This window comes from Streptosporangium sp. NPDC000396 (assembly GCF_042898655.1).
GTDB lineage: Bacteria > Actinomycetota > Actinomycetes > Streptosporangiales > Streptosporangiaceae > Streptosporangium.
On record NZ_JBIAZA010000023.1, the window covers coordinates 114172 to 127323 of the forward strand.

Genomic DNA, 13152 nt, shown 5'->3' on the forward strand with positions numbered 1-13152 from the left:
GCACGGCCCGATGAGGGCCTTCGGCCGATCAGGGCGCCTGGAGCAGGACCTTCCTGGCGGCGTCCTTGGACAGGCGGTCGACGTAGAGCATGCCGTTGAGATGGTCGGTCTCGTGCTGGAAGCAGCGCGCGAGCAGACCGCGGGCCTTGATCTGGACCGGGCGCCCCAGGCGGTCGAGCCCGCGGACGGTGACCCCGGCGGCGCGAGGGGTCTTGGCATAGATGGGGGTGCCGGTCTGGCGGCCGGGGACCGACAGGCAGCCCTCCTCGTCGACGACCTCGGCATCGTCGTCGACGGTCAGCACGGGGTTGATCACATGGCCCTTGCGGTTGCTGCAGTCGTAGACGAAGAGCCGCTTCGACACGCCGATCTGCGGTCCGGCCAGACCGACACCCTGCGCGGCGTACATCGCGTCGAACATCTCGTCGATCAGGCGGCGCAGGTCGCGGTCGAAGTCGACGACCGGCTCGGCGGGCGTGCGAAGGACCGGATCCCCGACCACTCGGATGTCACGCATGTGAGGCTCTCTCTTGTAAGGGTTCCAATGGCATGCCGGTCATTACTTTAGCCGGGGTGGGGGTCGAGCCGGGCATACGTACCTGCGAAACTGGGCGGGTGCGCGTCTACATCGGTGCCGACCATGCCGGCTATGAACTCAAGAATCACATCGTCTCCTGGCTGAAGGAGCACGGCCACGAGGTCACGGACTGCGGTCCGTTCGTCTACGACCCCGAGGACGACTATCCGCCGTTCGTGCTGCGTGCGGCCGAGGGCGTCGCGGACGACCCGGGCAGCCTGGGAATCGTCATCGGCGGTTCCGGCAACGGCGAGCAGATCGCGGCCAACAAGGTGCGCGGCATCCGCGCGGCCCTGGCCTGGAGCGAGGACACCGCCAAGCTCGCCCGCGAGCACAACAACGCCAACGTGATCAGCCTCGGCTCAAGGATGCACACCGAGGAAGAAACGATCGGATTCATCGAGCTCTTCCTCAACACGCCCTACTCGGGCGCCGAGCGGCACAACCGCCGGATCGCGCAGATCACCTCATACGAGACGATCGGTCAGCTTCCGCCGCTGCCGTAGTAAGAACGAGGGACCGGCTCGCTCGCCGGGAGCGAGCCGGCCCTACCTGCGGCGTGGCGCCTCCCTGTCCCTGCGGGGCGTCTCGTCGCGCAGGGGCCGCCGGTCCGCGGCCTCCTGCTGCTCCTGGGTGGGCCGGGAGACATCCCGGGCCCGCATCGCGGTGATCGCACTGATCTGCAAGCTCTGCAGCGCCATAGCGCCACCTTGACATCCCCCCGTGGACAAATCCAGGGGTTCAGAAGATCAGGCCGCCCCAGGGGGCGGGCTCCCACGACATCGCGAGGGACAGCTCCCGCAGGGCCCCCGCCCGCGACTCGTGCACCGACCCCGCCCCCCGCAACGCCGTGAGCGGGCGCCCGCCCAGATAGGCCGCGCCCAGGACGGTCACCGGAAGCGTCAGGTCCGCCGGATCCTCCGTGGGCACGCACCGCGCGGCGGAGGTGTCGGCCGACAGCCGCCAGCGGCGGGCGTTCCACGGGCAGAAGGCGTCCTCCACCTCGATGACCACGTCCACCGGGGCCGAGTAGCGGCGCGCGGCAAGCGCCCGCTCGACGTCCACGAGGCGGATCCACAGCTCATCCAGCCATCCCGCGTTGAGGTGGCGCGGCTCGGCCAGCAGGTGGATCAGCGGGTCGTCGACCGGCCGGTTCCAGGCGTTGATCCTCGCGACCAGGTCGCGGTCCAGCACGTGCCGCCACAGCAGCGCGTAGGCGGCCGGGTCCAGGCCGAACAGCTCCTTGACCCGCAGTTCGCCGTCGGGCACGTCGTGCTGGGTGAAATTCTGCTTGATCCGGAAGAGCGCGTAGCCGCGGGGGCCGCCGTCGTCCTCGACGACCACGGCTCGCAGCGGTCCGGCGCCGCGCTGGTCGGCCTCGTGGTCCGACAGGAGCGTGTCCCAGCGTGCGGGCGTGCGGGCGTAGAGTCCCGGGCGGCTGTCGAGCGCGGCCTCGAAGACCTTCTCGAAGACGGCTCTGGCCTCGGCCGGTTTGACGATGCGCAGCCGCAGCGAGGGATCGGCGGGGGCGTGCCTGACGAAGGCCGCGCCGTGCTTGGGGATGTTGAAGAAAAGACTGTCGGAGGCCCTGCCGTACCCGAAGCGCCCGTAGATCGCGGCCTCGGAGGCGTAGAGCGCGGCGACCGCCTCGCCCCGCTCCCGGATGTCGGCGAGCTGGCGGGTCATGAGCGCGGACAGGATCCCCCGGCGGCGATGTGAGGGCAGCACGCCGACCGCGGTGACGCCGCCGACCGGGATCGGCCCGCCGGGCACCGTCATGGTGAAGCTGAACACCGCCGTCACGCCCACAAGCTGGTCACCCTCGTACGCTCCCAGCGAACGGTCGAACTCGGTGGTGCCCTTGTGCAGCTCCGCCTGGTGAGGGGGGAGGGCGTTGCCGAACGCTTCCTCGCCGACCGCCATCCACGCGGTCCAGTCGGCCTCGGTCATCGGGCGCAGGCTAAGACTCATTTTTCTTACCCTAGGTGGAGCAAACCGTTCCGGCCATTCAATATCCGCCCTAAATGATCAAGGCATTGGTCAAGTGGGCTGCCCAAACGGGGGATAGCCAGATACAGTCAGGCGCATTATGAGTTCTCGCCCGGTGCCGCTGATTCCTCCGGGGATCCGTGCGTTCCTGGTGCGGGTCCCCCTTCTGGTGCCCACGGTGCGATTCCTGCGCCGTGCGCTGCTGGGTCGTGATCGCAACCTGCTCATCACGCTGATCGTGCTGACCCTGGTGCTCGGCGGCCTTGCCGCCCGGGTCTCCATGGAGTGGTTCTCTCCGGCGCTCATGATTCCGATCACTCTCCTCGGCGGGCTTCAGCTCCGGCTGCGCAGCCTGGCCAAGTTGCTGTGCGCGGTCGCGCTCGCCCTCGCCTACGTGGGCGTCGTGCGCGGGGTGGGGCACATCGGCCCGGGCCTGCTGGTCACCTGCGGTTTCACCACCGTGCTGGCCATGGTGATGGCCCGCAACCGCGGCAAGCTCGGCGTGCAGGGCCTGCGCGGCGACACGATGCTGCTGGAGCTGCGCGACCGGCTCAAAAGGCAGAGCGAGCTGCCCGCGCTGCCCAAGGACTGGGGCGCGCGGGTGGTGCTCAAACAGGCCGGCGGTTCTTCCTTCGGCGGCGACTTCCTGGTCTCCCTGCGCGACGGCGACATCGTGGAGCTGGCCCTGGTCGACGTGTCCGGCAAGGGCGTCGACGCGGGCACCAGGGCGCTGATGCTGTCGGGGACCTTCGGCGGACTGCTCGGCTCGGTCAGCGACTTCCTGCCCGCCTGCAACGCCTACCTGCACCGCCAGCGCGAGGCGGAGGGCTTCGTCACGGCCGTCCACGTGCGGCTCAACCTCGTCACGGGCGAATACGTGATCACCTCGGCGGGTCACCCGCCGGTGGTCACGTTCGAGGCGGGCACCGGCACCTGGCGGGTCTCCCCGGCCAAGGGCGTGGTCCTGGGCGTCGTCCCCGACCTGCACTGCGAGCCCGATCGGGGCATGCTCCGCAAGGGCGACGCGCTCATGCTCTACACCGACGGGCTGATAGAGCAGCCCGGCCGCGACATCGACGCGGGCCTGGACCGGCTGCTGGGCGAGGCCGACCGGCTGCTGCCCTCCGGGTTCCGCGACGGTGCCCGCAACCTGGTCGCCTCGATGTCGGCGGGGGACAACGACGACTGCGCGCTGATTCTCATCTGGCGCCCCTGACGGCCCTGGCGACTCGCCGCGCGGAGCCCGCCCCCACGGCTCATGGCGCGGGAGACGTCACAGCCATCCGGCGTTGCTGGCGATCCGTACGGCGTCGAGGCGGCTGCGCGCCTGGGTCTTGCACATGATCCGTGACAGGTGGTTCCGGACGGTTCCCACGGACAGGAACAGCTGATCGGCGATCTCGTTGGACCGCGCCCCCTCGGCGGCCAGCCGGAGCACGTCCAGCTCCCGGCGGGTCAGCGGGTTCTCGGCCGACTCCAGAGCGGCCACCGCGAGCTCGGAGTCCACGGCCCGGCGCCCGGCCACGATCCGGCGGACGCCGTCGGCCAGCTGCTCCGGCCCGACGTCCAGGCTCATGAACCCGAGCGCGCGGACGGCGAAGGCCCGGCGGACCTGGCCGGGGTTGGGCTGGCGAGAAAGGAGGAGAACCCGGCAGTCGGGGACGTTCTCATGCAGGTGAAGTGCCGCGGTGAACCCGTCGACGCCGGGGAGGTCCAGATCGATGACCGCCGCGTCGGGTTCGTGCTCCAAGACGGCGGGGACGACGTCTTCTCCACTGTCCACGTCGGCGATGACCTTCAGGTCGGCCTCGCACTCCAGTGACGCCACCAGGCCTCGCCGGACCAGAGGAATGTGCTCGGCAACCAGGATCCCGATCAAAACTCTCCCCTCATCCCTCTTTGTCGTAGGGTGATCAAGTGATCGCGGATTGTCAACGAAGTGTCTCTATTCGACCAAGCCTGCGCAAGTGGCTCGATCCCAAACGCTTGCTTTTGTGGGAGTCCGGAGGCCGGATGCTTCGGCTAATCTCTTATGGGGCATTGTCGGTGAATCCGCGACCGGGGGTATGAACCTGTGAGTTGGCTCTTCGTGATCGGGATCGTCGTCTTCCTCCTGGGACTGATGGCGTCGATCGCCTTGCACGAGATCGGCCACCTGCTGCCGGCGAAGTTGTTCGGTGTCAAGGTCACCCAGTACATGGTCGGCTTCGGTCCGACGATGTGGTCGCGCCGTAAGGGCGAGACCGAATACGGCGTGAAGTGGCTCCCGCTCGGCGGTTACATCCGGATGATCGGCATGCTGCCGCCCCGGCCCACCGACGATCCCAACAAGGTGCGCTCGGTGTCCACCGGCCCGTGGCAGAGCATGATCGAAAATGCGCGCGACGTGGCGCTGGAGGAAGTCAAGCCCGGAGACGAGGACCGGGTCTTCTACCGCAAGCCCTGGTGGCAGAAGGTCATCATCATGGCCGGCGGCCCCGCCATGAACTTCGTACTGGCGTTCATCCTGTTCGGCGTCGTGCTCATGGGCTTCGGCATCCCGGTGCAGAAAAACCAGGTCGCCAAGGTTCCCGCGTGCGTGAAGACCGAGGCCGAGGCCGCCAGGAACCCCGGCTGCACGGCGGCCGACAAGCCCAGCCCGGCCGCCGCGGCAGGGCTGAAGCCGGGAGACGTCATCCTGTCGGTGGCCGGTAAGCCCGTCACGGGCTGGGACTCGGCGACGCGGGCCATTCGCGGCCACGGTGCGGGACCGGTCGAGATCGGGATCCAGCGGGCCGGGCAGAAGCTGACCCTGAACGCCACCCTCATCGCCCAGGACCGGGAGTCGCTGGACGAGCCCGGAAAGATCGAAAGAGGGGTCGGCTACCTGGGCGTCAGCCCCACGACGGTCATCGAGCAGCAGAGTTTCGGGGCCGTGGCCACCCACATGTGGGATCTCACCTCGGCGACCGCCGGCTCACTGCTGCGCTTCCCGGAGAAGATGGTGGGCGTCTGGAACGCGGCCTTCTCCGGTGACGAGCGCGACAAGAACGGCCCGATCGGCGTCATCGGCGTGGGCCGCATCGGTGGGGAGATCGCGGCCTCCACGGTCCCGTTGGAGAACAAGATCGTCGTCTTCATCAACCTCCTGGCGGGGTTCAACCTGGCGATCGGCCTGTTCAACCTGATCCCGCTGCTCCCGCTGGACGGCGGCCACATCGCGGGCGGCCTGTGGGAGGGCCTCAAGCGCGCCTTCGCCCGCGTGACCCGTCGTCCCGCCCCCGGGCATGTGGACATCGCCAAGGCGCTTCCGCTGACCTACGCCATCGCCTTCGTGATGATCATCATGGCCGGTCTGCTCATGTACGCCGACCTGGTCAACCCGGTCCGCCTGTCCGGCTGACCCTCCGTACGGCGTGCACGGGCATACGCCGTGCGCGCCGGTAGGGTGGCTCCGTGAACGAGGGGACGCCGGGGGCGGCGATCGACGTGGCGCTTTTCCGGTTGCGCCGGATGTGGGCGCGGCCGCTGCGCGCACGCAAGGTCGGAGACCCGCAGCGGCCGGTTCAGCTGTCGAACGTGATGGTCGTGCACGCCGTGCACAAGCTGAGCCTCGACCTGCCCGAGGTGACCGTGGGCGCCGTCGCCGAGCAACTCGACGTGGACCCCTCCACCGCCAGCAGGCTGGTCAACGACGCCATCGGCGCGGGGTTCGTGGAACGCGAGGAGTCCGAGGTGGACGCCAGGCGGGCCCGGCTGGTGCTGAGCGGGCGGGGGAGCCGCGTGCTGGAGGCGGTCGTCCGCTATCGGCGGACCTACCTGGACGATTTGATCGCGGACTGGGACGAGGCGGACCGTGAGGTCTTCGCCCGGCTGCTCACCCGCTTCGCCCAGGCGGCCACGGCTCACCCGGCGGACCTGGCCAACCTCGACCAGGTGATCGCCGAGGCGATCGAGGAGACCTCTACTCCCCGGTGACGCCGTCGATCTGCTCGCGGATCATGTCGGCGTGACCGTTGTGCCGGGCATACTCCTCGATCATGTGGATGAGGATCCAGTGCAGCGAGACGTCCTCCCCCCTGCGCTGCTGCTTGGCCACGACATCCAGGGGCAGCCCCGTGTAGAGGCCGCGGGCGATGTCGATCTCGGCCCGCCACTGGGCGAGGGCCTCCTCGGCCGAGCAGGAGTCGAGCAGGTTGAAGTCGCCGTCGGGGTCCTGCTCGGTGCAGTAGAGCGAGGGAACGTCCTCACCGTTGAGGATGTTGCGGAACCAGTAGCGCTCGACCTCGGCGAGATGGCGGAGCAGGCCGAGCAGGGAGAGCGTGGACGGCGGGACAGAACGGAGACGAAGCTGCTCCTCCGACAGCCCGGCGCATTTGACGGCCAGGGTCTCCCGGTGCCAGTCCAGCCACGAGTACAGCATCGGGAGCTCGGCGGCGATAAAGGGGGGATCAATGCGGTTGTCAGTCATGAGGCATCATCTTGTCCATGTGAGGGGCCGGTGTCACATCTTGTCCGTGTGAGGGGCCGGTGTCACATCGTTTTGCCGGGGTGAAGCGGACAGCCTTCCTTGCCTCCTCCGTTCGTTCCGGTGCCAGGTGAACGAACGCGCGTTCACCGTTTTCCGGGGAGGCGGCAGGGCGCCTTTCTGAGCCGGCCGCCTTTCTGAGCCGGCCGCCTTTCTGGGCCGGCCGCCTTTCTGGGCCGGCCGCCTTTCTGGGCCGGGTGCCTTTCCGGGGAGGCGGCTGGGCACCGCTCATGCCGTACGGCGGCGCGCTCACGGGCCGCGACGATGGCGGCACGTTCATGGGCCACGACACAGAGCGGCGTCCCGCCGGTAGATGATCCTTATTTCGCCTGATCAGGAGTAACGTCACCTCTGCGTGACGCTTTGTTGATCAGTGTGACGGCAGGTGGTGCGCGTCCGGGTCTGGCAGGAACATCGATTCCAGCCGGGCCCGTCTCCTCTTGCGGCGCCATTTCCGCCGCTTGCGTTGATCTATTCGGGGAATCGGGGGAATCACTATGGGCTCACTTCCGGATGCTTTTCCGGAGAGGATGCGCCGCGTGGCCGCTGCCGCGCTTGGTGTGACGCTGGCGGCCTTCCTGACCGTCGCAGGGGCCCCGTCGGCATCGGCGGTAGACCAGCGGGTGAAGACCTGGGGCGCCAACGGCAGCGGGCAACTCGGCGACGCCACAACAGCTGGCCGGCGCACGCCCGTGACGGCCGCGGGGGTGACGGCGGCCGATGTCGTCCAGGTCTCCGGCGGCGACTTCCACAGCCTGGCGCTGCTGGCCGACGGCACGGTAGAGGCCTGGGGAGACAACGCCTTCGGCCAGCTCGGCGACGGCACCGACTCGGCGGCCAACAACCGCTTCACACCGGGCACCGTGAAGAACCTGGCCGGTGTCCGCGGTGTCTCCGCGGGCACCCTGCACAGCCTGGCCGTGCTGTACGACGGCACCGTCATGGCTTGGGGAGGCAACACCGAGGGCCAGCTCGGCGACGGCACCACCAACAACAGCCCCACGCCCATACCCGTGTCCGGCGTGACGAACGCGATCGCCGTCTCGGCCGGCCCCAACTTCAGCCTGGCGCTGCTGGTCGACGGCACCATCAAGGCGTGGGGATTCAACATCCAGGGCCAGCTCGGCGACGGCACCACGACGAACAGGCTCACTCCTGTCACGGTCATGAACATCACCAATGCCACGGCCATCTCGGCGGGCGGCTTCCACAGCATGGCGCTGCTGGCCGACGGCACCGTCAGGACCTGGGGGACCAACGGCGACGGCCAGCTCGGCAACCCCGTCCCGGGCGGCAGTTCCGTTCCCGTCACGGTCACGGGCATCAACACCGCCAAGGCCATCGCCGCCGGCCGTGCGCACAGCATGGCGTTGCTGACCAACGGCACGGTCATGACCTGGGGCGACAACAGCGACGGCCAGCTCGGCAACAACAATGCTCCGACTGACAGCGTGACCCCTGTCGCGGTCCTGAGCGGTGCCTCCCTGATCGCCGCCGGTGCCAACCACAGCCTGGCCTATCCCTACCTCGGATCCATGGCCACGTGGGGGTCCAACAACAACGGCCAGCTCGGCGACGGCACCACCGCCCTCAGCCGTCCCGTTCCCGCGGTCATACGAACCGGTCGCACCGGGCTCGTATCCATCGACGGCGGCGGTGCACACAGCATCATCGCCTGAGCCCTCATCAGGGTGACCTCGACCATGTACGGCCCCGCCTGACCGGGCGGGGCCGTACGCGTCCGCCCAGGCCGCCGCGGCCAGGGCACCGGGACGACTAATACATCGAGATCTGATTCGCAATGGTGACCGACCTGCGGTGATCTCTTAGAAGGCGTTCTGAGCCGGGCTTTTGGCGTTCACCGGTTCTCATCGTTTCGCGCTGCTTCTTGTGCCCATGCGCCCTGGGTGTGCCCTGTGCTCCAGGCTCAGGGGCCTCCACGGTTGCGTCCACTCTCGGTGAGCTTCCTCGGGCTGCTCACGCCGCGGAGTACCGCGATCGTGCCGGCAGGTCCTTACCGTGCATGCTTTTGCTCTGGCGATTCTCATACTGTCGGGTGCGATTCTCCTTCCGCGGTAGGGCATGGTCGGGTGGACTGTCACAGTCGTCGGCGCGCCTGTTCCTGCGAAGCCAGGTCCTGCTTCGGCATTTCCGGACGTTCGATACGGGTGGGGTTGCCGCGTACGAGCTCATCGTGGACGCGCCAGCGAGCGGTGGTGACGGCACGCCCTGCCGTCTCGTCGCCCTCCTCGATGCGCTGTCGCAGCAGCCGCATGGCGATGCGGCGGTTGAGGCTGAACTGCCGCTCGGTGTCGACCACGACGACGATCCCCGAGGGCCGGTGGGTCGCCCGTACCGCCGTGCTGGCCTTGTTTCGATGTTGACCGCCGGGGCCGCCGGTGCGGCAGGCGACGATGTCGACGTCCGCCTCCGCGAACGTCGTGCGCGGGGTGTCGACCTGGCACGGTTGGGCGATGACGTACCAGTTCTTCCGGCCTGTGCCAGCCCGGTATGGGCTGGGGGCCTGCCAGCACAGGGTTCCGGCCCACGAGGCGGCGAACGCCTCGGCGTCGGCTCCCGATATCTGGATCAGGACCGATCTGTAGGTATCGGGCCGGTCACCGGGAACGGTCTGGACCCGATGGGTTTCCAGGTTCTGCCGGGTGGCATCACCTTCCAGGCGGCGCAGCAGCCGGGCCAGCGCCCAGGCGCACTCCTGCGGGCCACGCCCGGCCGACAGGAGCAGGTGGACACTCACCGCCGGCCTCGCTTGCGGCGCTGGTCCCGCTGGGGTGCGGATCCGAGATCGGGTGTCTTGTAGGTGACCAGAGGGATCGTGGTGGCCACGGGCGTGGCCAGGTCATGGTCGACGAGGTCGGCGATCACCTGCTCGATGCGCTTGTAGGCCGTCGGCGCCTCCTCGAAGAGCAATTGGCGGTCTCCGCACACCACCAGCGAGCCCACCGGCGTGCGGCGCAGCTCCTCGACCGTGTGCTTGGCCCGGCCCCGGCGCAGGGCGTCCGCACGCGACATCTTGCGCCCCGCGCCGTGCGCGACGGAATGGTTGGCATCCGGCCCGGCGTGGGCGGCCACGAGGTAGGAGGGGGTGCCTCGCGTACCGGCAATGAGCACGTCGCGGCCGTCACCCGGCGCCGCCCCCTTGCGGTGCAGGTAGACCCCGTCACGGACCTCGACCAGGTTGTGGCACTGGTCGACGAGCGGCTCGGCGGGCTCGGCTCCCAGGGCATGGGCGACCCGGGCGGCCATCAACCGCCGGTTGAGCGATCCCCAGCGTACGGCGTCGTCATGCATCGCCAGGTAGGCGCCGGGGTCAGGGGCGGGGCCCGCGCCGTGGACCGCGGTATGCGCCCGCAGGATCCGTTCGCCCAGCCCCCGGGAGCCGCTGTGGACGATGAGAACCAGGTCGCCGTCGGCGAGTCCGAGACGGCTCGCGTGGCCCGGCTCGAAGACGGTCCCGATCCGCGCCAGCTCGACGAAATGATTGCCCCGGCCGACCGTCCCGAGGCCCTCGACGTGACCGGCGGGGATATCGCCCTTCACAACGGCCCACGCCGGGTCGTCGGCATCCTGCTCGGGATCCAGCGCGCGATCGAGGTCGGGGAAGCGGGCGGCGAGCTTCTCGGGTACGGCGCGCTTGAGCTTCATGGGGAACACGGCGATGCCGCAACCGATGTCGGAGCCCACCAGGAACGGGTACAGCACGGTCGATGCCATGGCGGCACCGATGGGGGCGCCCTTGCCAGGGTGCAGGTCTGGCATGGCGGCGACGTGCATCATGCCATCGAGGGCGGCCACCTGGTGGCACTGCGTGAGGGCGTCGGACTCGATCCAGCTCGCGGGGGAGGCGAACACGGTGACGGTGGCCGGACCCATGGCCGTGGTGGACGGCAGCGGGGACTCCTGCCGGGAGTGTTGCTGAGACAAAAAGGCTCTCTTCCCTTAAAGGGGCATGGGTTGACAGCGTTGCGGGGCGCGTCGGCGCCGTGGCATCTCGGAGTGGCGGGGTGCTGTCCGTCAGAGCGTCATGGACACCACGTTCCCTGAGCCCACCATGCGAGGCAAGCGGTTTTCGGTCGTACGGGCCTGCATGCCTGCACTCACCGCCATCTCATGACGTGTGCATTGCTGCGGTCGACACGCTGGAGAACACGGCGGATGCGTGCACTCTCATGCCGCGACCTCATGGTTAAGCCGCGCCGGCGGAAGGCGTTGACTCGTACCGCTAATGGCTGAGTTGCTGGTGACGACCTGGCGAAACATCTCCAAGATCGTCCCGCGCTTGTCCCGCATCCGCCGATCAGACTGCCAGCGAGATGACCTTCCGCTTTTCAAGCGGATCAATCGGCCGCATCCCCGCACGCCTCTCGACCAGTCTCAGCGAGCCTCGGATGGGAAGCCGTCAGGTTAGGCCGGCGCGTCCGTGACGACTGATCCCGAAACGGACCGGCCCGGAGCCCCACCGGCCCCACGGTATGACGACGGCCAGGCCAATCCACACCCGGCTGGTGTCCGCCCAGGTCAGATGGGTATCGACGAGAATGGGCGCGTGCCGGCCCCGCTGGCGCCGGTCGACCCGACCCGGCAGGTGGAGAACATGTCCAACGAGAACGAAATCCGTCCCTTTCGGCTCGACACACCGGAAGAAGCGATCGCCGACATGCGCCGCCGGATCGCGGCCACGCGCTGGCCCACCCGAGAGCTGGTCACCGATCGCTCCCAGGGCGTGCAGCTGGCGACGGTTCAGGAGCTGGCCCGCTACTGGACGACCGATCACGACTGGCGCGCGTTCGAGGCGAAGCTGAACGCCCTGCCGCAGTACACGACGGACATCGACGGCGTCGAGATCCACTTCATCCACGTGCGGTCGCAGCACGAGAACGCCCTGCCGCTGATCATGACGCACGGCTGGCCGGGCTCGGTCGTCGAGCTGCTCGAGGTCGTCGGCCCGCTCACCGACCCGACCGCGCACGGCGGACGGGCCGAGGACGCCTTCCACCTGGTGCTGCCGTCCTTGCCTGGCTACGGCTTCTCGGGCGAGCCGACCGAGCTCGGCTGGGAGTCCGGCCGCATCGCACGCGCGTGGGCGGAGCTGATGGACCGCCTCGGCTACACGCGCTACGTCGCCCAGGGGGGCGACGTGGGCGCCACCGTCACGGACGCGATGGGCCGCCAAGCACCCGAGGGGCTGCTCGGCATCCACATCAACTTGCTCGCCGGGGCGATCGGTCTCAAGGACCAACTGCCGGCGGAGTCCGAGCAGGAACGCGCGGCGCACGACGCGGTCAACACGTTCACGACGGACGGCTTCGGCTACTTCCTGGAGCAGTCCACCCGGCCGCAGACGATCGGCTACTCCCTGCTGGATTCACCCGTCGGGCTGGCGGCCTGGATGCTCGACCACGACACGGACAGCTACTACAAGATCTCCCGCGCGTTGGTCGACGGCGAGCCCGTGGGCAATCTCACCCGGGACAACATCCTCGACAACATCACGCTGTACTGGCTGACGGGCACCGGCGCCTCGGCCGCCCGGTGGTACTGGGAATTTGGACGAGCCCAGGCCGCAGCCCGTGCGGACGGCCAGGCTCCTCCGAGGGTCTCGGTTCCGGTCGGCTTCACGACATTCCCCGGCGAGATCTGGGCTGCCCCGCGCAGCTGGGTCGAGACGGTCTACCCCAACCTCACGTACTTCAACGAGGTCGACAGCGGCGGCCACTTCCCCGCCTGGGAGGAGCCGGAGCTCTTCTCCACCGAGGTGCGGGCCGCGTTCCGGCCGCTGCAGAAATCCTGAGCCCGCTCCGGTTCGCGCGGTGACACCACGGTGTATCCGGGCACGGATGGTGGCCGTATCGTTACGGGATGGCCGCTGTCGGGACGCCGGCCTTCACCGGACGCGCAAGGATGGTCGGGAAATCACATGTGGCAAGTGCGGCAGTCACGGTCGACGTCGACCAGAAGTGAGGCGGTGGATCGCCTTGTGTCTGGGTCACAACGCTAGTGGCCGTCACGCAACCTTGGTGGGGTAACTGGTCCAGCTTCTGATCGGTGAGCTGGTGGC

13 protein-coding genes are annotated in these 13152 nt (G+C 68.7%); 6 read left to right on the forward strand and 7 right to left on the reverse strand.

The annotated features are described in order from the left end of the window. Positions 1 to 28: 28 nt before the first annotated feature. Positions 29 to 517, reverse strand: coding sequence for a peptide deformylase (def, locus tag ACFY2X_RS32305; protein WP_389945829.1), 489 nt, complete (start codon positions 515 to 517; stop codon positions 29 to 31). A 98-nt stretch (positions 518 to 615) separates the two neighbouring features. On the opposite strand from def, the gene ACFY2X_RS32310 reads away from it, so the two are divergent. After that, positions 616 to 1083 carry a ribose-5-phosphate isomerase gene (locus ACFY2X_RS32310; protein ID WP_389945832.1) on the forward strand — a complete coding sequence of 156 codons (468 nt, stop codon included), beginning with the start codon at positions 616 to 618 and terminating at the stop codon, positions 1081 to 1083. Positions 1084 to 1125: 42 nt separating this feature from the next. On the opposite strand, the gene ACFY2X_RS32315 is transcribed toward ACFY2X_RS32310, so the two are convergent. Together ACFY2X_RS32315 and ACFY2X_RS32320 are read right to left on the reverse strand one after the other, a co-directional pair. After that, entirely contained in the window at positions 1126 to 1278 is a 153-nt protein-coding gene (locus tag ACFY2X_RS32315) for a hypothetical protein (RefSeq protein ID WP_389945835.1), read from the reverse strand. Between the two features lie 40 nt (positions 1279 to 1318). After that, complete coding sequence (locus ACFY2X_RS32320; RefSeq protein ID WP_389945837.1) at positions 1319 to 2548, reverse strand: GNAT family N-acetyltransferase; 1230 nt, start codon at positions 2546 to 2548, stop codon at positions 1319 to 1321. Between the two features lie 118 nt (positions 2549 to 2666). Between ACFY2X_RS32320 and ACFY2X_RS32325 the strand changes: the two genes are divergently transcribed. Further along, positions 2667 to 3782, forward strand: a complete 1116-nt coding sequence (locus ACFY2X_RS32325) for a PP2C family protein-serine/threonine phosphatase (RefSeq protein WP_389945840.1) — start codon at positions 2667 to 2669, stop codon at positions 3780 to 3782. 57 nt (positions 3783 to 3839) lie between these two features. Here ACFY2X_RS32325 and ACFY2X_RS32330 read toward each other — a convergent pair whose 3' ends face one another. Beyond that, positions 3840 to 4445 carry a LuxR C-terminal-related transcriptional regulator gene (locus ACFY2X_RS32330; protein WP_389945843.1) on the reverse strand — a complete coding sequence of 202 codons (606 nt, stop codon included), beginning with the start codon at positions 4443 to 4445 and terminating at the stop codon, positions 3840 to 3842. Positions 4446 to 4640: 195 nt separating this feature from the next. Between ACFY2X_RS32330 and ACFY2X_RS32335 the strand changes: the two genes are divergently transcribed. After that, positions 4641 to 5948: a M50 family metallopeptidase gene (locus ACFY2X_RS32335; RefSeq protein WP_389945846.1), complete on the forward strand. Its 1308-nt coding sequence runs from the start codon at positions 4641 to 4643 to the stop codon at positions 5946 to 5948. A gap of 53 nt (positions 5949 to 6001) precedes the next feature. Then, positions 6002 to 6523, forward strand: coding sequence for a MarR family winged helix-turn-helix transcriptional regulator (locus ACFY2X_RS32340; RefSeq protein WP_389945849.1), 522 nt, complete (start codon positions 6002 to 6004; stop codon positions 6521 to 6523). Here the strand turns inward: ACFY2X_RS32340 and ACFY2X_RS32345 are convergent. Beyond that, on the reverse strand, positions 6510 to 7016 hold the full coding sequence (locus ACFY2X_RS32345; RefSeq protein WP_389945852.1) for a DinB family protein: 507 nt from the start codon (positions 7014 to 7016) through the stop codon (positions 6510 to 6512). The two genes, ACFY2X_RS32340 and ACFY2X_RS32345, sit on opposite strands and share 14 nt — an antisense overlap. A 596-nt stretch (positions 7017 to 7612) precedes the next feature. Between ACFY2X_RS32345 and ACFY2X_RS32350 the strand changes: the two genes are divergently transcribed. Further along, positions 7613 to 8752, forward strand: coding sequence for an RCC1 domain-containing protein (locus ACFY2X_RS32350; RefSeq protein ID WP_389945854.1), 1140 nt, complete (start codon positions 7613 to 7615; stop codon positions 8750 to 8752). Between the two features lie 419 nt (positions 8753 to 9171). Here ACFY2X_RS32350 and prfH read toward each other — a convergent pair whose 3' ends face one another. Both prfH and ACFY2X_RS32360 read right to left on the reverse strand, forming a co-directional pair. Next, positions 9172 to 9831, reverse strand: a complete 660-nt coding sequence (gene prfH, locus ACFY2X_RS32355) for a peptide chain release factor H (RefSeq protein WP_389945857.1) — start codon at positions 9829 to 9831, stop codon at positions 9172 to 9174. After that, positions 9828 to 11018: an RNA ligase RtcB family protein gene (locus ACFY2X_RS32360; RefSeq protein ID WP_389945860.1), complete on the reverse strand. Its 1191-nt coding sequence runs from the start codon at positions 11016 to 11018 to the stop codon at positions 9828 to 9830. Before ACFY2X_RS32360 ends, prfH begins: the two co-directional genes overlap by 4 nt. Positions 11019 to 11640: 622 nt before the next feature. Here ACFY2X_RS32360 and ACFY2X_RS32365 point away from each other — a divergent pair. Beyond that, positions 11641 to 12885, forward strand: coding sequence for an epoxide hydrolase family protein (locus tag ACFY2X_RS32365; RefSeq protein ID WP_389945863.1), 1245 nt, complete (start codon positions 11641 to 11643; stop codon positions 12883 to 12885). Positions 12886 to 13152 lie beyond the last annotated feature (267 nt).

Coding starts and splice junctions, on each gene's coding strand:
- ACFY2X_RS32320 (WP_389945837.1), bottom strand. CDS start 2,548: ATGAGTCTTAGCCTGCGCCCGATGACCGAGGCCGACTGGACCGCGTGG.
- ACFY2X_RS32315 (WP_389945835.1), bottom strand. CDS start 1,278: ATGGCGCTGCAGAGCTTGCAGATCAGTGCGATCACCGCGATGCGGGCC.
- def (WP_389945829.1), bottom strand. CDS start 517: ATGCGTGACATCCGAGTGGTCGGGGATCCGGTCCTTCGCACGCCCGCC.
- ACFY2X_RS32345 (WP_389945852.1), bottom strand. CDS start 7,016: ATGACTGACAACCGCATTGATCCCCCCTTTATCGCCGCCGAGCTCCCG.
- ACFY2X_RS32325 (WP_389945840.1), top strand. CDS start 2,667: ATGAGTTCTCGCCCGGTGCCGCTGATTCCTCCGGGGATCCGTGCGTTC.